Origin of the sequence: Gluconobacter morbifer G707, from assembly GCF_000234355.1 — a bacterium.
GTDB lineage: Bacteria > Pseudomonadota > Alphaproteobacteria > Acetobacterales > Acetobacteraceae > Gluconobacter > Gluconobacter morbifer.
The window spans coordinates 277,886-298,597 of record NZ_AGQV01000002.1; the positions used below are offsets into that span (position 1 = coordinate 277,886).

The 20,712-nt window shown below is 60.8% G+C and carries 15 protein-coding genes and 3 pseudogenes; 7 read left to right on the forward strand and 11 right to left on the reverse strand.

The features are described from left to right. Nucleotides 1-4 precede the first annotated feature (4 nt). Both GMO_RS06215 and GMO_RS06220 read right to left on the reverse strand, forming a co-directional pair. The gene (locus tag GMO_RS06215; protein ID WP_008851465.1) at nt 5-853 is read right to left on the reverse strand and encodes a prephenate dehydratase; all 849 of its coding nucleotides are present in this window, start codon (nt 851-853) and stop codon (nt 5-7) included. Beyond that, nucleotides 853-1,578 (reverse strand): 3-deoxy-manno-octulosonate cytidylyltransferase, encoded by a 726-nt coding sequence (locus GMO_RS06220; RefSeq protein ID WP_008851466.1) that lies wholly within the window; start codon nt 1,576-1,578, stop codon nt 853-855. The genes GMO_RS06215 and GMO_RS06220 overlap by 1 nt, the downstream gene beginning before the upstream one ends. 73 nt (nt 1,579-1,651) lie before the next feature. Here GMO_RS06220 and GMO_RS06225 point away from each other — a divergent pair, with 73 nt between their 5' ends. From GMO_RS06225 to GMO_RS14855, 3 genes and pseudogenes are all read left to right on the forward strand, one after another. Next, entirely contained in the window at nt 1,652-2,440 is a 789-nt protein-coding gene (locus tag GMO_RS06225) for an inositol monophosphatase family protein (RefSeq protein ID WP_040508382.1), read from the forward strand. A 99-nt stretch (nt 2,441-2,539) separates the two neighbouring features. Then, nucleotides 2,540-3,790 carry a phosphoglycerate dehydrogenase gene (gene serA, locus GMO_RS06230; RefSeq protein ID WP_040508515.1) on the forward strand — a complete coding sequence of 417 codons (1,251 nt, stop codon included), beginning with the start codon at nt 2,540-2,542 and terminating at the stop codon, nt 3,788-3,790. A 50-nt stretch (nt 3,791-3,840) separates the two neighbouring features. After that, a pseudogene (locus tag GMO_RS14855) lies at nt 3,841-5,357 on the forward strand (YifB family Mg chelatase-like AAA ATPase). On the opposite strand, the gene GMO_RS06240 reads toward GMO_RS14855, so the two are convergent. The 3 genes from GMO_RS06240 to GMO_RS06250 are packed head-to-tail and all read right to left on the reverse strand — an operon-like array spanning nt 5,354 to nt 7,607. Next, nucleotides 5,354-5,551, reverse strand: coding sequence for a hypothetical protein (locus GMO_RS06240; RefSeq protein WP_008851472.1), 198 nt, complete (start codon nt 5,549-5,551; stop codon nt 5,354-5,356). The pseudogene GMO_RS14855 and the gene GMO_RS06240 overlap by 4 nt on opposite strands. Further along, nucleotides 5,548-6,768, reverse strand: coding sequence for a cystathionine beta-lyase (metC, locus tag GMO_RS06245; RefSeq protein ID WP_008851473.1), 1,221 nt, complete (start codon nt 6,766-6,768; stop codon nt 5,548-5,550). The genes GMO_RS06240 and metC overlap by 4 nt, the downstream gene beginning before the upstream one ends. Next, entirely contained in the window at nt 6,765-7,607 is an 843-nt protein-coding gene (locus GMO_RS06250) for a rhodanese-like domain-containing protein (RefSeq protein WP_050801428.1), read from the reverse strand. Before GMO_RS06250 ends, metC begins: the two co-directional genes overlap by 4 nt. A gap of 110 nt (nt 7,608-7,717) precedes the next feature. Between GMO_RS06250 and GMO_RS06255 the strand changes: the two genes are divergently transcribed. Further along, on the forward strand, nt 7,718-8,797 hold the full coding sequence (locus GMO_RS06255; RefSeq protein ID WP_008851475.1) for an AI-2E family transporter: 1,080 nt from the start codon (nt 7,718-7,720) through the stop codon (nt 8,795-8,797). Continuing rightward, nucleotides 8,797-9,419: pseudogene (locus GMO_RS06260) on the forward strand (endonuclease/exonuclease/phosphatase family protein). The gene GMO_RS06255 and the pseudogene GMO_RS06260 overlap by 1 nt, the downstream one beginning before the upstream one ends. Before the next feature lie 4 nt (nt 9,420-9,423). On the opposite strand, the gene cls reads toward GMO_RS06260, so the two are convergent. Beyond that, nucleotides 9,424-10,836 carry a cardiolipin synthase gene (gene cls, locus GMO_RS06265; RefSeq protein ID WP_040508383.1) on the reverse strand — a complete coding sequence of 471 codons (1,413 nt, stop codon included), beginning with the start codon at nt 10,834-10,836 and terminating at the stop codon, nt 9,424-9,426. Between the two features lie 112 nt (nt 10,837-10,948). Between cls and GMO_RS06270 the strand changes: the two genes are divergently transcribed. Continuing rightward, nucleotides 10,949-11,686, forward strand: coding sequence for an arginyltransferase (locus tag GMO_RS06270; protein WP_008851480.1), 738 nt, complete (start codon nt 10,949-10,951; stop codon nt 11,684-11,686). An 18-nt stretch (nt 11,687-11,704) separates the two neighbouring features. On the opposite strand, the gene parC is transcribed toward GMO_RS06270, so the two are convergent. After that, on the reverse strand, nt 11,705-13,912 hold the full coding sequence (parC, locus tag GMO_RS06275; RefSeq protein ID WP_008851481.1) for a DNA topoisomerase IV subunit A: 2,208 nt from the start codon (nt 13,910-13,912) through the stop codon (nt 11,705-11,707). Here parC and GMO_RS06280 point away from each other — a divergent pair. After that, nucleotides 13,889-14,365: a hypothetical protein gene (locus GMO_RS06280; RefSeq protein ID WP_040508517.1), complete on the forward strand. Its 477-nt coding sequence runs from the start codon at nt 13,889-13,891 to the stop codon at nt 14,363-14,365. The genes parC and GMO_RS06280 overlap by 24 nt on opposite strands. Here the strand turns inward: GMO_RS06280 and recO are convergent. The 4 genes and pseudogenes from recO to dnaE form a co-directional block, all read right to left on the reverse strand. After that, nucleotides 14,359-15,123: pseudogene (gene recO, locus GMO_RS06285) on the reverse strand (DNA repair protein RecO). The gene GMO_RS06280 and the pseudogene recO sit on opposite strands and share 7 nt — an antisense overlap. A gap of 122 nt (nt 15,124-15,245) precedes the next feature. Then, nucleotides 15,246-16,154, reverse strand: a complete 909-nt coding sequence (tsf, locus tag GMO_RS06290; RefSeq protein WP_008851486.1) for a translation elongation factor Ts — start codon at nt 16,152-16,154, stop codon at nt 15,246-15,248. A 100-nt stretch (nt 16,155-16,254) separates the two neighbouring features. Next, entirely contained in the window at nt 16,255-17,076 is an 822-nt protein-coding gene (gene rpsB, locus GMO_RS06295; RefSeq protein ID WP_008851487.1) for a 30S ribosomal protein S2, read from the reverse strand. A gap of 184 nt (nt 17,077-17,260) precedes the next feature. After that, entirely contained in the window at nt 17,261-20,686 is a 3,426-nt protein-coding gene (gene dnaE / locus GMO_RS06300) for a DNA polymerase III subunit alpha (protein WP_040508385.1), read from the reverse strand. Nucleotides 20,687-20,712: the final 26 nt, after the last annotated feature.

Below are 20,712 nucleotides of genomic sequence, written 5' to 3' on the forward strand. Positions count from 1 at the left end.
CTTGTCATGCGTTTGTTGTCCCATCCCGCCGGGACAGGCTGCTTGGGTAAACGCCCAGTATTTTCAGATCATCACTGACCTGCCTCAGATCCTGTAACGCTCCAGCGAGCGCCGGTTTCTCGGGGTGGCCTTCCACATCCATGAGAAACTGCGTTGCCGCGAAGGAGCCGTTCAGCATGTAGCTTTCGATCCGTGTCATGTTGATACCATGCCGGGAGAAACCTCCCAATGCGGCATAGAGCGCGCCTGGACGATTGCTTACGCGCATCAGTAGCGTCGTAAGGATATTCCGGCTTTCCGGGTCCGGAATACAGGGCTCCGAGGCCACACGATAAAAGCGCGTCGTGTTATGGGCGGCATCCTCGACGTTCTGCCGCAGGATCACCAGCTCGTTCAGGTCTCCCGCCAGCGAGGAGGCTATAGCCGCATCTTCGTGACGCCTCCACTTCGCCACCATTTCCGCCGCGCCGGCCGTATCGAACTGGGCGACCGGTTCGGCTCCCAGTTCACGGATCAGCCTGCGGATCTGCCCCAGCGCCACCGGATGTGTATGCAGGCGACGGATATCGGAAAGTTTGGTTCCGGGGACAGCCAGCAGGCAATGTTCGACGCGCTGGAAATGCTCCCCCACAATATGCAGCCCGGCATCCGGCAGAAGCGCGTGGATGTCCGGTACGCGCCCGGCGAGCGTATTCTCGCAGGCCAGCAGGGCCTCATCCGCTCTGCCGTCATGAACAGCCTTGATCGCGTCGGCGAATGTCGGGCAAGGCAGGGTTGTCCAGCCCGGACGTGCCTGACGGCAGGCCAGATCGGAATAGGCGCCCGGACGGCCCTGAAACGCAATCACCGCCATCAGACCAGTTCCCTCACCCGCGCCAGATCGGCTGGCGTATCCACGCCCTGTGGCGCACGATCGATCCGCGCACAGCCGATTGTCATGCCGGCTTCCAGCGCGCGCAGCTGTTCGAGGCTTTCCCGACGCTCCAGAGCCGAAGGTGGCAGACTGACAAACCGGTCCAGTGCGGCGCGGCGCCAGGCATATACGCCCACATGATGCCAGCGCGGTCCGTCCCCCCAGGGGATCGGCAGTCTGGAAAAATATAATGCGCGCGCCACGGTCGCATCACCGAACGCACAGGCGATCTTCACGACCTGCGGCGCGTCACGCTCCGCTTCGTCCTGTATCGGGGCGGCCAGTGTTCCGATATCGATGGCGGGATCACGCAATGGCTCCAGCACGGCCGTCAGGCTGGACGGATCGATCAGAGGCAGATCCCCCTGAAGATTGATGACGACATCATGCACGCCATCCGGGTCTGCCTGCCGGAGCGCGGCATGAACACGGTCGGAACCACTGGTCAGGGCGGCTTCCGTCAGGACGGCCCGCACACCATCCAGCCCGGCCACGGCGTCAAGGATCTCCTGGTCTCCCGCTGCCACCACAACCGCTCCGATCCCGGCGTCAACGGCGCGTTTCGCCACCCGGACAATCATGGGACAGCCACCGATATCGGCGAGGGGCTTGCGTGGCAGACGGGTGGAGGCAAGTCTGGAGGGAATAACGATGATCGGGCGCATGGCCCTGTGATGCCGTCCGGCTGTTCGGGCGTCAATCTCAGGGGGGTGCTTTCAGGCGGGATTGAAAAAAATCATGAGTGAAGCGGTTCTGGATACGGCTCTTGCGGTCGCGGAGGCTTGCGCAGATGCGGCACGGCGGAGCGTGGTCCCTTATTTCCGCACATCCCTTCAGGCGGATGCAAAATTCGATGACAGTCCCGTCACCAGGGCGGACAGGGAGGCGGAACGCATCATGCGGACCCTTCTGGAAGAGCGCCTGCCCGAACACGCCATCCTTGGGGAAGAAGGTGGCAGATCCGGGATGGACAGCGACTGGCTCTGGGTTCTGGACCCGATCGACGGTACACGCGCCTTTCTGACGGGGCGCCCCACCTTCGGCACGCTGGTGTCTCTGTTCCACAGGGGGCGTCCGGTTCTGGGGCTGATTGATCAGCCCGTCACCGGGGAAAGATGGATCGGCATCGAAGGCCGACCGACGCGCTTCGTGTCGGACCGTCTGCCCGGGCGTATCGGAACGCGGAGACGCCCGGGAATCGCGGAGGCGGAACTCTCCTGCACGGCGCCTGAAATCATGACACCGGCCCACGCGCCCCGCTTCGTGCGGCTTCAGGAGCATGTCCGGCGCACGTCATGGGGCGGAGACTGCTACGCTTATGGTCTGCTGGCGCTGGGGCAGATCGACATCATTGCCGAATGCACCATGAAACCGTGGGACTGGGGAGCGCTGGTTCCGGTCGTACAGGGTGCTGGCGGCAGCATGACCGACTGGCAGGGCCAGCCTCTGGGCCTAGAAAGCGACGGGACGGTTCTGGCCTGCGGAGATGCGTCTCTCCTGCCAGAGATCATGGCCCATCTTTCCTGATCGGAGTTGATCGGGTAGGCATGATGCCCCGGTGGCATGGGCCGGGAAGCAAATTTGGATTCAGACCGGAACCTTCCGGTGCATGACCGGGACGGAAGTATGGACACGCAATTCTCTCTCCCCAAGAACAAGATCCGCATCCTGTTGCTGGAAGGCATTCACGAGAGTGCCGTCGCCCATTTCAACGCCGAGGGTTACACCGAAGTCACCCGTCTGAAAGGCGCGCTTGAGGGAGAAGCCCTGAAACAGGCCCTTCAGGGCGTCCATATGGTTGGCATCCGCAGCCGTACGCAGCTGACGAAGGATATCATCGAGTCCGCTGACCGCCTCATGGCAATCGGCTGCTTCTGCATTGGCACCAATCAGGTTGATCTGGCGACAGCCCGGATGCACGGGATTCCCGTCTTCAACGCCCCTTACAGCAATACGCGTTCTGTGGCCGAACTGGTCATGGGCGAAGTCGTGATGCTTCTGCGTCGCATTCCCTCGCGGTCGGAAGCCTGTCATCAGGGTGGCTGGGACAAGTCCGCTACGAATGCCTGGGAAGTCAGGGGCAAGACGCTGGGCATCGTGGGTTACGGTTCCATCGGCTCCCAGCTTTCCGTTCTGGCAGAAGCTTTCGGGATGCGCGTCCTGTATTATGATGTGCTGCCGCGCCTTCCGCATGGAAACGCCACGGCGGTCTCCAGCCTGAACGAACTGCTCGCACAGTCGGATGTGGTCAGTCTCCATGTCCCGCAGACACCGGAGACCAACAATCTCATCGGCGAAGCGGAAATCCGGGCCATGAAACCCAATTCCATCCTGCTGAACAATGCCCGCGGCAATGTCGTGGACCTTGATGCGCTGGCCGCCGCCCTGCGGAACGGTCATCTCATGGGTGCGGGCGTGGATGTCTTCCCGGTCGAGCCAAAAAAGGCCGGCGAACCGTTCAGAAGCCCGCTCCAGGGCATCGAGAACGTGATCCTTACCCCGCATATCGGTGGCTCCACCATGGAGGCCCAGGAACGCATCGGCGTGGAAGTCTCCCGGAAGCTGGTTGACTACTCCGATGTCGGGTCCACGATCGGCGCCGTGAACTTCCCCAGTGTCCAGCTTCCGGAACGACCGCGCGGCACACGCTTCATGCATGTCCACGCCAACCGCCCCGGCATCATGCGGCAGATCAACGAGATCTTCGCAGCGCACAACTGCAACGTGACTGCCCAGTATCTCCAGACGGACGGAGAGGTCGGATATGTTGTTGTGGAAGCGGAATCCGAAAGCGCGGACATGGACCTGAAGCTGCTTGACGGCCTGAAGGCGCTGGATGGCACGTTACGTGCGCGACTCCTTTACCAGCGCCCCTGATCTCTCTTCCGTTAACCATCTGGAAAGTTTTTCTGGCTAGGCTCCGTCCGATGACGACGCCCAGCCAGATTTCTTCCCCCGCCTCCGCTCCGACACTGGCCCGAATCCAGAGTTTTGCATTCTCGGGAATTGAAGCCGTCCCGGTGACGGTCGAGGTTCAGCTCTCCAGCGGCCCTCCAGCGTTTCTGGTGGTCGGGCTGGCAGACAAATCCGTAGGCGAAGCCCGTGAACGAGTCCGGGCTGCCCTGACGGCGATGGGGTTGGCCCTTCCTCCCAAGCGGATCCTTGTCAATCTCGTCCCGGCGGATCTCGTCAAGGAAGGCGCGCATTTCGACCTGCCGATCGCGCTGGGCCTTCTGGTGGCCATGGGCGTGCTCTCTTTCGAGGCCATATCTGCCTATGCCGCAGTCGGAGAGCTGTCTTTGGACGGACGCATCAATCCGGTCAACGGTCCTGTCTGCCGCTCTGGGGGCGAATGCGGGGAAGCTGGGGCTGATCTGCCCGCATTCGCAGGGTCTCGAAGCGCGCTGGGGTAATCCGGAGTTTGATATTCTTGCTCCGTCCACCCTGCTCGCTCTTGTCGCGCATTTTCAGGGCGAGCAGGTTCTGACGCCTGTTCCCGAACCTGAAGGATACCGCCCGGATTACGGGCCTGACCTTGCGGACATCAAAGGTATGCCTCTAGGACGACGGGCACTGGAAATTGCAGCAGCCGGTCGTCATTCACTGCTGATGAGCGGACCGCCCGGCGCCGGGAAATCCATGCTGGCCAGCCGCCTGCCCGGGATTTTGCCCGACCTTACGACGGAAGAAATGCTGGAAAACCAGCCGCATCCAGAGTGTTTCAGGTCTGCTGCGGGAGGGAAGACTGACGGTCAGGCCGTCTTATCGTGCCCCACATCATAGTGCCAGTCTGGCTGCCATGGTCGGGGGTGGCGCGAAGGCGAAGCCAGGCGAGGTCAGTCTGGCCAATCACGGAGTCCTGTTCCTGGACGAGTTGCCGGAGTTTTCCCGGTCCTGCCTCGAAGCCCTGCGCCAGCCGATCGAGACAGGCGTAATCTCCATAGCCCGTGCTGCACAGCACACCACCTATCCCGCGCATTTCCAGTTCATCGCCGCCATGAATCCGTGCCGTTGCGGGTATCTGGGAGATCCGGAGCGCGGCTGCCGGAAAGCACCGCGATGCGGCGAGGATTACACGGCGCGTATTTCCGGCCCGATGCTGGACCGGATCGATCTCTGCGTTCAGATCGATCCCCTTTCTCCTGTCGAAATCAGTCGCGCACCCCGGGGCGAAGACAGCGCGACGGTCCGCGCCCGTGTCAGCGCGGCCCGTCAGAGGCAGCTTGCACGACAGGGTCAATGCAACGCAGATACGTCTCCGGATCTTTTTGTCATGGATGACTATGCATGCTCGCTGGCGGAACAGGCCGCGACAAAAATGCGCCTGTCCAACCGGGGCATGACACGGCTGATGCGGGTCAGCCGCACCATTGCCGATCTGGAAGGAACCAGCCAGATCCAGCGTCACCATGTGGCAGAAGCTCTGGCCTTCCGCCGCCGCTAGGACGGTGGCGGACGCCGGAACTGTTCCCTCAGGCCCGGGATCGTACAGGCCACGATGAACAGGGAGGCCCAGAAATTGAAATTGCTGAAGGCTGCGGCCCCGCTCCGGACCAGAAGGGTTACGAGCAGGATAGCCTGTACGCCGTCACAGATCAGAAGGAGCCAAACAAGCCCCCTGCTCCGTGTCGGGCTCACAGCTCGTCCCCGCCGAGACTGTCCAGACCGCGCGCCAGATCGGCTCGAAGATCCTCGATGTTTTCCAGTCCGATCTGAAGGCGGAACATCGCGGCTTCCGGCCCACCTGCTTCTGTCGTTCGCCGGATATGTCCGGTAGTAGGCAGCACAAGGCTTTCATAGCCGCCCCATGACGCCCCGATCCCGAACATTTCCAGCCCGTCGATCATCCGTTCTGCATCCGCGATGGGAATATCGGATCGCAGTTCGACCCCGAACAGTCCTGAGGCGCCTGTGAAATCACGCTTCCAGAATTCATGCCCCGGGCAATCCTCGAATGCCGGATGCAGGACACGCGCCACTTCGGGCCGGCTTCTGAGCCAGAGCGCAAGATCAAGAGCCGCGCGAGCCTGATGCGCCAGGCGCACACCCATGGTGCGCAGGCCACGCATTGTCAGCCAGCAGTCATCAGGGCCGGCACACTGGCCAAGCTGGATTGCGGCGTCGCGCAGGGTTTTCCAGTGCGTTTCGTCTTTGACCGTGACGGAGCCAATAATGACGTCCGAATGCCCGGCGGGATATTTCGTCAGAGCCTGAATCGAGACGTCCACCCCATGCTGAAACGGCTGGAAGATGCCGATCCCCCATGTATTGTCGAGCATCAGAAGCGCCCCGGACCGGTGCGCCACATCCGCCAGCATGGGCATGTCCTGAACCTCGAATGTATGGCTGCCCGGACTTTCGGCAAACAGGATTTTCGTCTCCGGGCGGATCAGGGCAAGGATTTCCTCCTGCGTGGCCAGTGGGGGATAAAACGTGGTGTCTACCCCCATCCTCGCCAGCATGGTTCCGGCAAAGCGGCGCGTCGGACCATAGACCGAATCGGGAAGCAGGAGATGGTCTCCATGTCCCAGAAAGGCCAGAAGCGGCACTGTACAGGCGGCCAGTCCGGAATTGACGACCTGCGTGTGCGTTCCGCCCTCGATTTCGGTCAGGAGTTCTTCAAGCTGGTGCTGGATCGGAGATCCCATCGCGCCATAGACGAGCTTGTGGACATGACTGCGGTTGTCGGTCCGGTTCATGTCCGCGAGGGATGGGAAAAGGACTGTCGAGCCACGCGTCACGGGTGGATTGACAAACGTGCCGCTTGCGGGAACCTCCTCCACGCGACCACCCTGCACCAGCCGTGAAGCCAGTCTGTTCCATCCGCTGCTGACCTGGTCTTCCAGTCTGCTCATACATCCCCCGTCACGATCGGGGCATCGGGGTCACTACCCCATTCTGCCCAAGACCCGTCATACAACGCACCATCCGGCAGGCCTGCAATCCCCAGTCCGGCCACCAGTGTCGCGGCTGTCAGGCCTGACCCACAACTGGCGATCACCCTTTTTTTGCCCGCGGCAGGCGCAAAAAGGGAGCGCAATGTCTCCGGTGACTGAAAGCAACCCGCTCCATCCAGCAGCTGGGTCCAGTCCAGACTGAGCGCACCAGGCATATGGCCGCCCCTGACGCCGGATCGCGGTTCGGGAACCGTGGCGGCAAAACGGGCGGCGCTGCGAGCGTCCAGTACCAGATGGTCTTCCGGATCATGCAGCGCCGCCAGAACATCGCCCGATCCCGCCAGCAGGCCGTAACGAAGACGTGTCCGGTAAGCGGCTGACGGGAAATCAACAGCCTGGCCCTTTTCCACAGGGCCTCCAGCCTCTCGCCACGCTTTCAGCCCGCCATCCAGAATCCGCACGTTACGGTGACCGAACAGCCGCGCCAGCCACCAGCCGCGACACGCACCAACGCTGCCGGTCTGATCGTAGAAAACGAGAGGCGTTTCTTCCGTCAGCCCCATCTCTTCCATCAGACGGGCAAACCGTGCCGCACCCGGAACCGTGTGTGGGAGCGCGCTTTCCGGATCGGCGAAGACGTCGATATCGAATCGGCGCGCGTCCGGCAGATGCGCTTCCGTGAAGGCCGCTTCCGGATCGCCTTTCTGGCCTGGCAGCAGGACGCTAGCGTCAAGAGGAACGTAGCCGCCGCCTTCGGAAAGAAGAGAGGCAGCCCCGACAAGAGGAGAAATCGTCATATCGACAGCATAGGTCGAGGGATGCACAGAACGCCAGAGCGTGGCAGAGTGTCTCCCCATGACCACACAGGCGCCTTTTTCATGCTGATCCTTGTGCCGGGCTTGGCGGCATGACGACCGAGCGGATTATCCTCGCCCTTGTCCTCGCCGGAATTGCCTATGGATGTGGAATCATCCTCTGGCCGTTTCTCTCGGCCGTTCTCTGGGCCGCGATCCTGGTCTTCACGACCTGGCCCCTGTATCGCCGTCTGAGAACACGGATGAAGCCCGTTCTGGCAGCCCTGGCCATGATGGTGCTGAGCGCGGTCATCATCATCGTGCCGCTGGTAGTTCTGGCGACGGCTGGCATCAGTGACATTCCAGGCACGTTCGCCGAACTCGACACCCTGATCCAGAAAGCGACGACTGCGAATCCTCCCCCGCACTGGATGGCCGGAATCCCGATGGCTGGGCCTCATCTGGTAGAGGCCTGGCATCGCGTCAAGGAAGGCATTGGGGCTTTCGCAACGGATATCCTGCGTCCCTATACCGGGGAAATCGCTCAGATCGCACTTGCGATCTTGGTGAAGCTGACCAGCGGTCTGGCTGAGCTGGTGATGGCGCTGTTCGTAGCATTCTTCCTCTGGCTGAATGGCGATTCGCTTGGCCAGACGATCACGTCCCTAATGGACCGCATCGCCGGACCGCGGAGCACACCGCGCCTTATCAACATCATTGGGCGCACGATCCGCGGTACGGTTTACGGGATTCTGGGCACGGCTCTCATTCAGGGCGTTCTGACGGGGATCGGGCTCATGCTGGCAGGCGTTCCCTCACCCGTACTGCTGGCGGGACTGACCGCCTTCGTGGCCGTTTTCCCCATCGGGGCGCCTCTGGTCTGGATTCCGGCCGCCATATGGCTGGCCATGACCCATCACCTAGGCCATGGCATTTTCCTGGCCGTTTATGGCGTACTGATCATTTCCGGTGCGGATCATACCATCCGCCCGGCTTTCATCGCACGGGGCGCACAGCTTCCCTATCTCCTGACGGTGCTGGGTGTGCTCGGTGGCGTCGTCGCATTCGGGGGCCTGGGGATTTTCCTGGGGCCGGTTCTGCTGGCAGTCGGATATACGCTGACCAGTGAATTCGCAGCGTCCCCCCATACATCCGAGCATCACCCCGTCTATCTGCCGGAGGCGCCCAAATAATGCTTTCTCCCCTGCCCGGATCACCCATCCGTATCCTGAGCTGGAACCTGTATCGCTGGGAGGGCGCCACGCTGGAAGATGTCCTGACCGTCATCCGCGCGGAAGAGCCCGACATCGTGGCCATGCAGGAAGCGCAGGAGCCCATGGACGCCCTGCCCGAGATCCTGGGGGGATATTATGACCGCATTCCCCTGCCCGGACGGCCGCATGGCACGGCCTGCTGGAGTCGCCTACCATTCAGCAGGCCGCCCTCCTTCTGCCGCCTGCCACGCGGACTGCTGGTCAAGCGGACGGCCCAGCTTATCGATTTTGGCAGTTTTTCACTGGCGAATGTCCATCTCTCGCACGGGCAGATCCTGAACCGCCGGCAGTTGCGCAGCATCAGCGAGAACATGCGCCACCGCGCTGTCATCATGGGAGATTTCAATCTGGTGGGTCCCGTTCTGCTGCCCGGTTTTCATGATGTCGGCCCGAAGGAAAAACCCACCACATGCTGAACCGTGTTCCCCTGCGGCTGGACCGCTGTCTGGTCCGCGGTCTCAACCGGCTGGAAGCTCATGCGCTGCCACGTTTCGGTTCGGATCACCGGCCGATTTCCGTTTCCCTGCGTCTCGGGGCCTGAGGCTTTACAGATACGGCAAGAAAAGACGCAGGACTGCATTCCGCAGCCTGACGGGCAGGGAAACGCGATCCAGATCATGATGAGTCAGGCGATTCCTGCGATGGGTCGCCATGAAGGTCGCGAGGTTGTGTGCGACCTCTTTGTCGTAGATTTCCAGATTGATCTCGAAATTCAGACGCAGGGAGCGCACATCAAGGTTGGTGCTGCCAACGAAGCTCCATTCCTCATCCACCACCATGAGTTTGGAATGATTGAACGGCGGGTCCGCCATCCACAGACGGCACCCTGCTTCCAGAAACGGCCGCAGATTGGCATCACGCGCATCATCGATCAGGACGTGATTGCTGCTTTTCGGCACAACGATGTCAATGACCACACCCCGCAGGGCTGCCAGTTGCAGTTCCGTTGAAAAACGGTCATCCGGCAGGAAATACGGCGTCATCAGCCAGACGTGGCTCCGAGCCAGCGTAATGGCCTGAAGCATCCCGTATTCGATCTTTTCGAGATCCGCATCCGGTCCGGATGTCACGATCCGCATGGGAATTTCCCCGACGGTCGCAGGCTCCGGAAAGTACAGCTCGCCTTCCAGATCCTCATCCGTAGTGAAGGACCAGTCCCATACGAACGCTTCGGCAAGCTGATGCACAACGGGGCCTTCGAGCCGGAAATGCGTATCAGCCACCGGAAGTTTCGTCCGGAGCCGGAGGAGGTTTTCCTCACCGATGTTCAGACCGCCCATGAAGCCGATCCTGCCATCCACGACGAGGATCTTGCGATGATTGCGCAGATTGATGAACGGCATGCGCCAGGGCCAGACCGAATGCATGAAGCGGGCGCATTTCACCCCCCCGCGCCGCAGACGCCGCTCGATCCCGCAATGAAAATAGCCACTACCGATCCCGTCCACGAGCACACGAACCTCAACACCACGGTTTTTAGCGGCGATCAGGGCTTCGGCAAATTTTTCGCCCACCTCGTCGGCCCGGAAGATATAGGAGCAGAGAATGACGGACTTACGCGCCTGCTGGATGGCTTCGATCATGACGGGATACGCATTGTCCCCGTTATGGAGGCAGGTCACGGCGTTGCCGGCCATAAGTGGGCGTTCCGTCAGACGGCCCATCATCCGGGCCAGTGGTTTCAGGTTTCCTTCGATCGTATGGCGGTATTGTGCCAGAGGGTCACGTCCCTCCAGGGAATGGCGGTTCATCATCTTCCGCGCCCGACGCCGCACGCGGTTGATGCCGAACATGAGATAAAGGGCTGTTCCGAGGAACGGTGCAAACCAGCAGGTTCCGATCCATCCGGCACAGGCTGCAGTATTCCGCTTGTTGAGCAGGGCGTGCACCGTCACGAGAACCGGCAACCCCCATCTGAGGGGAAAAAGGATAATGTCCCAGACATTCCAGTGACTCATACAACTCCCAGTACAATCAGCGTTTCATCTTCCCGGAAACATGATGGATGCGCCAGTCTTCAAGCTGCGCTACGATAAGGGCTGGTCCGGTTCCACCTGAAGGAGCGACCCCATGCAGCACCACCCCCAGCTTTTCTATACCACGGCACCCGCTCCCTGCCCTTACCTGCCCAACCGGACCGAACGGAAGGTCCTGACGGAGCTGACGGGCAGGAATGCCACCGCGCTGCATGACCGTCTGGCGCAGGCCGGTTTCCGGCGCAGTCACACGATCGCCTATGCTCCGGTCTGTCCTGCCTGCCGGGCCTGTGTCCCCATCCGCATTCCAGTCTCCACGTTCCGGCCGACACGCACCCAGCGCAGAACGCGCAGACGCCATGAAGACCTCATTGGCCGGGTAGTCCCGCCTGTCGCCACGCAGGAACAGTATCGTTTGTTCGTAACCTATCAGGCCAGCCGGCACACAGGCGGGGACATGACTCATATGTCATGGACCGAATATGCCGACCTGATCGGAAATACGCCAGTTGACACCTTCGTCGTGGAATTCCGCCAGCAGGATGGAACGCTGGTCTGTGTCAGCCTAGTGGACCGCATGGCGGATGGTCTCTCCGCCGTTTACACCTTCTATGACGTCACCGATCTGATGGCGTCGTGGGGGACATATTCCATCCTGTGGCTGATGGACCATGCAGCGGCTCTTGGCCTGCCCTATCTTTATCTTGGGTATTATGTCCCCGGCAGCCGGAAGATGGCCTACAAGGCAAATTTCCAGCCTGCTGAAATTCTGCGGGATGGCGAATGGCTGCCCTGCGTTCCCGAACAACCGAGCATGCTCCCTTCCCGCTAGGGAAAGGAGCCGTTCCGATCAGCTTTTCCGCAGCATCCACTGCGGAGCCGCACGCCCCGTGGCTGCACGCCGCGCTTCCAGCGGGGCCAGATCAGCCGGCGAGCGCACACGCTGACCGTCCTGCCACAGCAGTCCCTCTTCAAGGGTAAAGACCCGCACGTCACGCAGGGTGCTGTCGCCAAGCTTCTGAAGTGCGACGCCCGTGCCGCGGTTCATTTCGGGGACCTGCTCAAGCGGGAAGACAAGGACACGCTTGTTGCTCCCCAGCGTCAGAACATGGGTACCGACCGCCGGGATACAGGCGAAGACCGTATCTCCGTCCTTGACGTTGAAGACCTGTCGTCCCGTTCTCTTCTCGGCGGCAATGCCGCTTTCCAAGACCACCATACCGCGCCCGCGCTGCGTCACGATCAGGCGCCGACCCTCTTCCGTCACCGGGAACAGGGCGACAACCTGATCTTCCTGTGGAATATCCACGAGTGTCCGGACAGGCTGCCCGAATCCCCGCCCGCGCGGGAGATCGGCCGCCTTGAGCGTATAGGCCTTGCCGCCGCTGGCGATCAGGCAGAGACGGTCCGTACTCTGGCATTCGACCGTCAGGCCGGCTTCATCGCCTTCCTTGAAACGATGTCCTTCCGGGTCCAGCCCATGTCCCTTCATGGTACGGATCCATCCCTCGCGGGACAGCAGGACCGTCAGCGGTTCCCGATCGACTTCAAGGGCGGCGGAAATGTCCACCGGTTTAGGTGGCTGTGCAATCGTGGTGCGACGATCACCCAGCGGGCCGCTGCCAAACCGCTGGATCGTGTTCTCCAGGTCTTTGCCGATCCGGGTCCAGCGCCGCTTTTCCGACCCCAGAAGCGTTTCCAGGGATTTGCGTTCATCGGCCAGCTTGTTGCGTTCCTTGCGGATTTCCATTTCCTCAAGACGGCGAAGAGACCGCAGACGCATGTTCAGGACGGCCTCAGCCTGAAGATCGGTCAGTTCGAACGTCTTCATCAGGCTGGCCTTGGGCTCGTCCTCCTCCCGAATGATCCGGATGACTTCATCGAGATTGAGATAGACCGCTAGGAAGCCGTCCAAGATTTCCAGCCGGCGCAGCACAGCCGCCAGACGGTGATTGGAACGACGCACCAGCACTTCATGCACATGGTCGAGCCAGGCGCGCAGCACCTGCTTCAGGGACAGAACGCCAGGCACCCTGTCTCCACCCAGCACGTTCATGTTCAGGCTGAAGCGGTTTTCAAGCGCCGTATTGCGGAACAGTGTCTCCATCAGCACTTCGGGCTCGACGCCCTTGCTCTTGGGCTCCAGGACAAGGCGGATATCCGTCGTGCTTTCATCGCGCACATCGCCCAGAAGCGGCAGCTTGCGCTGGTCCATCATTTCCGCGATCTGCTCGATCAGGCGAGATTTCTGAACCTGATACGGAATCTCAGTCACGATGATGGCCCATGTCCCGAATCGGCCCTGTTCGACGGCCCAGCGCGCCCGCGTGCGGAAACTGCCACGTCCCGTCTCGTATGCGCGGATGATGGCGTCCCGCTCCTCGACGAGGATGCCACCCGTCGGAAAATCGGGACCGGGAATGCATTCCACCAGATCTGCGACTGTTGCGTCGGGTTTTTCGATCAGAAGACGGGCTGCGCGGCAGACCTCGCCCGCATTATGCGGCGGAATGCTCGTCGCCATGCCCACAGCGATCCCGGCTGCGCCATTGGCCAGCAGGTTGGGGAATGTCCCGGGCAGGACAACCGGTTCGGCGTCTTCATTGTCGTAGGTCGGACGGAAATCGACGGCATCGTCCTCGATTCCCTCCAACATGGCCTTGGCGATCTCGGTCAGGCGGCTTTCCGTATAACGCATGGCCGCCGCGCCATCACCGTCGATGGAACCGAAATTGCCCTGCCCTTCCACCAGCGGATAACGGACGGCAAAATCCTGCGCCAGCCGCACGAGAGCCTCATAAACGGAGGCATCGCCATGCGGGTGAAACTTACCGATCACATCACCGACGACACGTGCACACTTTTTAAACCCTGATGTGGGATCAAGGCGTAGCTGCTGCATCGCATACAGGAGGCGGCGATGCACCGGCTTGAGACCATCACGCACGTCCGGAAGGGAACGCGACATGATTGTCGACATCGCATACGCAATATACCGCTCGCTCAGTGCCTCCGCGAGCTTGGTGTCCTCGATATGACCAGCCAGATCAACGCCCATGCAATACCCCTTTTCCTCGCAGGACTTAGACAGTCGCGTGCGCTTCTGTCCAGCGCCGTGCTTGTCCTGCTGAGTGCCTGTTCACCTTACCGTCCTGTCCTGCACAGAGAAAACACCCTTGCCCTGGCCGGGTTTACGGCGCATCCCGCAGATACGACCGCGCGCTGGCAGATGATGAACCTTCTGCCCCCCACGACCCTGACCTATCGGATGCAGAACGGCCAGCCGATCCTTCTTTATGCAGATCCCATCGCCTGTGGCTGCGTCTATATGGGAGACAGTCGTGCCTATGACGCTTACAGGAAATCCCATCCCATCTCCCTGGCTGAAGAGCAGCGCATGACGGCGGAGATCAACCAGCATCCCGGATGGGACTGGTCCGTCTGGGACAGTTCAGCAGATGTGAATGTCGTCAATGGCCTGCGTCCCGGCCCCAGTCACGTCTTCTACTGAAGGTCTTCTTCCACCGGACCCTGCGGTTCTGTCAGCCTCCGCACCCGCTCCACCAGACGGTCGCGGGCGGCAGGCAATGGATGATGGCGGATGCCGAACACCCAGCGGGAGAGGAAATGACCGGTCAGGGCCAGACCCTGAATCCAGTCGTCCGCTGTGCCGTCAAGCTGCTCGTCCCGCATCAAGGCCGGAAGCACCAGAAGACGGTCGCGCCATTCTCCCGCCCCGCCTCACTGACTGCCCGCCCCGAACGCGGAGAGACATAGCGGAGGTCTTCCCTCAACCCCGTTACGGCGCAGGCTTCAAGATTCAGCCCGTACCCCACGCTCCGAAAGAAGCTCGCGTTCCCAGCGGAGATATGCACCAAGGGGCGGCGGTTCCGGGGCGACACCGATCAGCGTCAGCAGGCGGATCATCCGCATGAACAGTTCCGGATGTGGCTCTGCCTGCGGCAACGCCCCGTCTGCCAGCGCACAGACACTGCTCACCATTGCCAGCTGCAGGGGCATATCGAGCAGCTTCGCCGCCATACTCTGCACGGGTTCGGCCGTTACGGTGCCCAGTTGCCCCACCAGCCGCGCACGCCATCGCGCCATGACGAGATTACCCGTCTGCCAGAGGGAGGCCTGCTTCCGGGAACCGCCGCCGCGGACCATCCCGTGAGAGACGCCATGTTCCTCACTGAAAAGATGTACCAGCGTACTTCCCTCACCATAGGGCTGGACAGACAGGACAAGGGCCGCTGCTTCCCACTCCATGATGATTGTCCCCCTTCAAAACAGAAAAGCTCCCATGCCAGACGCATGGGAGCTTTCTATCGTCTTTCCGCACCGGACCGAAACAGGTCTGCACCTGTCGCGATCCGGCCTGCCCGAAAAACTTACTTGCTGCCTGCAGCAGCAGCCACTTCAGCCGCGAAGTCGTTTTCGTCCTTCTCGATGCCTTCGCCGAGGTGGAAGCGCTCGAAGCCAACCAGCTTTGCTCCAGCCTGCTGCACGATCTTGGCCACACGGCTCTCACCGTCATGAACCCAGATCTGCTCCAGCAGAACGACTTCCTCGTAGAACTTGCGAATACGGCCTTCGACCATCTTCTCGATGATGTTTTCCGGCTTGCCGGAAGCACGGGCCTGCTCGATCAGAACGGAACGCTCACGCTCCAGAGCGTCGCTGTCAACGCTGGCGACATCTAGGGCTGCCGGACGCGTTGCCGCAACATGCATGCCAACCTGACGGCCCAGGGTTTCCAGGGCATCGCTCTCGGACGGGGCTTCCAGCGCAGCCAGAACACCAATCTTGCCAATGCCCGGACGCAGCGCTGCGTGGACATAGCTGGCAACGACACCTGACGGAACGCTCAGGACCTTGGCGCGACGAAGGGACATGTTCTCGCCGATGGTGGCGATCAGATGCGTCAGTTCGTCAGCAACGGTCCGGCCGGACGCCAGCGTAGCCTTCTTGAGGGTTTCCAGATCGTCACCGACCTTCAGAGCGGCTTCTGCAACCTGCTGGACGAAGGTCTGGAAGGCTTCGTTACGGCCCACGAAGTCCGTCTCGGCATTGACCTCGACCATGGCGGCGCGGTTCTTTTCAGACGCAACTGCAACCAGGCCTTCAGCCGTGGTACGGCCGGATTTTTTGGCAGCTTGGGACAGCCCCTTCTTGCGCAGCCAGTCAATCGCGCCTTCCATGTCGCCAGCGGCTTCCGTGAGAGCCTTCTTGCAATCCATCATGCCTGCGCCGGTCGCTTCGCGCAGTTCGCGGACCAGAGCAGCGGTGATCTCTGCCATTTTCTTATCCCTCAAATAAATCATGCGGCCGGACGCAATCGCCCGGCCGCATGGCATGGTTCAGTGGCCGGTTTCCATTGCGGGAAACCTGCCTCCTGTCTCAGTTCGCGGCAGCCGGAACAGCCTGCTCACCTTCAGCGGCGGGAGCAACCGGAGCGGCATCAGCAGCTTCGAGAACAGCCGTTTCAGCCGGCAGGTCCTCAGCGGCACCGATATCATGGCCCGAAGCGGCCATTTCAGCGGAAATACCATCCAGAACCGCACCGGCGACCAGATCGCAGTACAGCGTGATGGCACGGATGGCATCGTCGTTACCCGGGATCGGATAGGTCACGCCGGCCGGGTTGGAATTGGAGTCCAGAACGCCAATCACCGGGATACCCAGCTTGTTGGCTTCCTCGACTGCCAGCTTCTCCTTGTTCGTGTCGATCACGAACAGCAGGTCCGGCAGGCCGCCCATTTCCTTGATACCACCGAGGGAGCGCTCGAGCTTCTCGCGGTCACGCGTGATATCAAGCACTTCCTTCTTGGTCAGACCAGCCGTACCACCAGCCAGCATGTCATCGATCTGGCGCAGACGCTTGATGGAACCCGTAATGGTCTTCCAGTTGGTCAGCATTCCGCCGAGCCAGCGGTGATTGACATAGTACTGGCCACAACGCTGGGCAGCTTCCGCCACATGTTCCGCAGCGGCGCGCTTGGTGCCGACGAACAGAACGCGACCACCATTAGCGACCGTGTCACGGACAACCTTCAGGGCGCGGTCCAGCAGCGGAACAGTCTGCTGCAGATCGATAATGTGGACCTGGTTGCGGACACCGAAGAGGTACGGAGCCATCGCCGGGTTCCAACGACGGGTGTGGTGACCGAAATGAACGCCGGCTTCGAGCAGCTGGCGCATGGTGAATTCAGGCGCTGCCATGATTCAGAATTCCTTGCATCTGGTTGAACCTCCGCATGACAACGTCCCTTGCGGGACACCAGAGGTCGTCAGGGTCATGCGTGCGGATTGTCTCGCCCTCCCGGAAGGAATCAGAGACGTGCGCGATATGGCCGATCAACGCCGGAATTGCAAGAGGGATGTCGCGTTACGCCCCGTCTGTCTCTTATTTCTGCTCCGCTTTCTCCACTCCACGGAGTGTCCTCAGGCGTTCTGCCAGACGGGGCGTAACGCGATAGGCGCCGGGCAAGGCAATCTCCACATCGCGGGTTTCTTCCACCGATGGCAGAAGAACGACCCGTCCCACACCGCCACGGACGTCTTCCAACATGGCCGTCAATCCACTCAGGGCTTCTTTCTGCTTCAGCCAGACCCGGATTTCAGCCCGCTCCGCCGCTGCCGCTGCCTCAAGATCCATGACACTCTGGGCTGTAATGCGCAGGGCGTCACCATCCACTTTCAGTTCGGCATTCACGAGGATCGCCTGCCCCGCCACGAGCAGGTCACGGCATGACAGGAGCGTTTCCGCAAAGAGCGTGATTTCACAGCCCCCGCTGCTGTCGGACATGTTGACCCATGCCATTTTCTTGCCGGTCCGGGTCGGGCGCTCCTTTTTATCGACCACGCATCCAGCGATCTTGACGCGCGTAACCCCTGATTGTGCAGCATTTTCCAGCGCATTGGAGGGCGTGACTCCCAGCCGACGCAGGACACTACCGTAAGCATCAAGCGGATGAGCACTCATATGAAAGCCGATCGCTGATGCTTCCAGTGACAGGCGCTCGAACTCCGGCCAGGGACGACCTTCATTCAGGCGCAGGATTTCACGGTCCTGACCCGCGCCTCCGAACAGTCCGGCCTGTCCCATCTGCTGTTCCTGAGCCTTGGACTGCGCACGCCGGAGCAGGATATCCGCACTGGCAAAAACCGTGTGACGATCTTTGAGAAGATTGTCGAAAGCACCTGCTTTTGCAAGACTTTCTATCTGGATCTTGTTCAGGCTCTTCGGATCACAGCGTTCCGCAAAATCCGTCAGATCCGTAAAGGGTCGGTCTCCACGCGCTGCGACAACCGCATCCATCGCAGTGGCTCCGACGCGCTTGATGGCTGACAGTGCATAACGGATACCCTGCCGGCCATCTTCCAGCGTCTCGATAGAGAAATCCGATTTGGAACGGTTGATATCCACGGGCAGGACCGGAATTTTCATCCGGCGCGCTTCCTGACACAGCGCAGAGAGCTTGTCCGTCTTTTCCCGCGCCAGAGACATGCAGCCTGCTAGGAAGGCCACAGGATGGGTCGCCTTCATCCATGCCGTCTGATACGAGACAAGCGCATAAGCCGCGGCATGGGATTTGTTAAATCCATAATCCGCAAAACGAGCCATAAGATCAAAGACTTCGACGGCTTTCTCCTGAGAGATTCCGCGTGCCGTTGCGCCTTCCGTAAAGATCGCGCGCTGCTTTTCCATCTCGGACGCAATCTTCTTGCCCATGGCCCGGCGCAGCAGGTCAGCGCCACCGAGACTGTATCCAGCCATCTTCTGGGCGATCTGCATGACCTGTTCCTGATAGACCATGATGCCATAGGTCTCTTCGAGGATGTCCCGGATTTCCTCATGCGGGGGCTCCCATGGCTCCCCGTGCTTTCGGCGGCAGTAATCCGGAATGTTGGCCATCGGTCCCGGACGGTAGAGCGACACACCGGCAATCAGATCTTCCAGACGGCTGGCAGCCATCTGCTTGAGCATGTCCCGCATGCCCGCACCTTCGAACTGGAACACACCGGCCGTATCGCCCTTGGCCAGCATCTCAAAGGTCTTCTTGTCGTCCAAAGGAATACGTGAGAGATCGACGCTAATGCCTTGTTCTTCAAGGAAATCCAGACCACGCTTCAGAATGGTCAGCGTCGTCAGACCAAGAAAGTCGAACTTCACGAGCCCGGCCTGCTCGACATATTTCATGTTGTACTGCGTCACGAGCATATCGCTCTTGGGGTCGCGATAAAGCGGCACCAGTTCGACCAGTTCGCGATCACCGATCACCACGCCGGCAGCGTGAGTCGACGCATGTCGGTACAGCCCTTCCAGCTGAAGCGCGATTTCCAGCAGCCGTTTCAGCGCTTCGTCACTGTCCCGCATCTCCTGAAGACGGGGCTCACCTTCAATAGCCTGCGCCAGGGAAACGGGCTTGGCAGGATTGTTGGGAATCAGTTCCGCCACGCGGTTGACCATGCCATAGGGCAGCCCCAGCACACGGCCGACGTCACGCACCGCCGCCTTGGCCTGTAACTTACCGAAAGTGATGATCTGCGCTACACGACTGCCACCATATTCCTCACGGACATAGCGAATGACCTCGTCGCGCCGGTCCTGACAGAAATCGATATCAAAGTCCGGCATCGACACACGTTCCGGATTCAGGAACCGTTCGAACAGCAGCCCGAACGGAAGCGGATCGATGTCGGTAATGGTCAGGGCATAGGCCACCAGCGAGCCTGCGCCCGAGCCGCGCCCCGGCCCGACCGGAATATCATGTGCCTTGGCCCACTGGATGAAGTCCGCAACGATCAGGAAGTAACCGGGAAACCCCATCCGGGCGATAATGTCCAGTTCCGTTTGAAGACGCTCGGAATAGACTTTGCGTTTGTTGTCATCCACGCCGTCCATCGCTTCGAGCCGCTTTTCCAGCCCCTCCCAGGCCATGGCCCGCAACGTTTCCTCTTCCGTGGAACCTTCCCGGACTTTCGGACAGATGGGCAGAAGCGGTTTGCGGGTACAGGCTGCAACGGCGCATTTCCGGGCGATGACAAGGGTGTTGTCGCAGGCTTCCGGCAGATCATGAAAGACGGCACGCATTTCCGCCGGCGTCTTGAACCAGGCTTCTGGCGAAACATGCCAGCGGTCATCTTCCGCCATGGTCCGGCCCTGCGCGATGCACAACAGGGCGTCATGCGCCTCATGCATCTGCGGCGACGGGAAGAAACATTCATTTGTCGCTACCAAGGGCAGGCCAAGATCATCCGCAAGCGGGATCAGGATACTTTCGACTTCCTTTTCGCCAGCCTCGCCCAGACGGTTCAGTTCGACGGCCATGTTCTCACCAAACGTGGCCTGAAGACGTTCCAGCAGGCCTCTGGCCTCTGCGTTCTGTTCCTCGAAGATCAGGCGGTTGACAGGGCCGCGATTTCCTCCGGTCAGCAGGAACAATCCATCCGCATGCTGGCAAAGCACCTCAATGGCGACAGTCGGATCAGCCGGATCACCATGCAGGAAGCCATGGGTAGAAAGAATCTGAAGATTGGCCAGTCCTGTCTCGTTGCGTGCGAGAACGACCATCGGCTCGGGCATGGCGCCCGGTTTGGTGCTGCGCGATGGAAGGGAAAGCTGGCAGCCGACGATCGGCTGGACGCCGTTATTCCGACAATACAGGGAAAATTCCAGCGCCCCGAAAAGATTGCCGCTATCCGTCAGGGCAACGGCAGGCATTCCATTTTTGGCGGCCATTCCCACGAGATCGGGAATCCGAATGGCCCCCTGGCTCAGGGAATAGGCAGAGTGGCTCCGGAGATGAACAAAATCGGCGTGAGACATGCCTCTATTCTATCAGGAGCATGCGC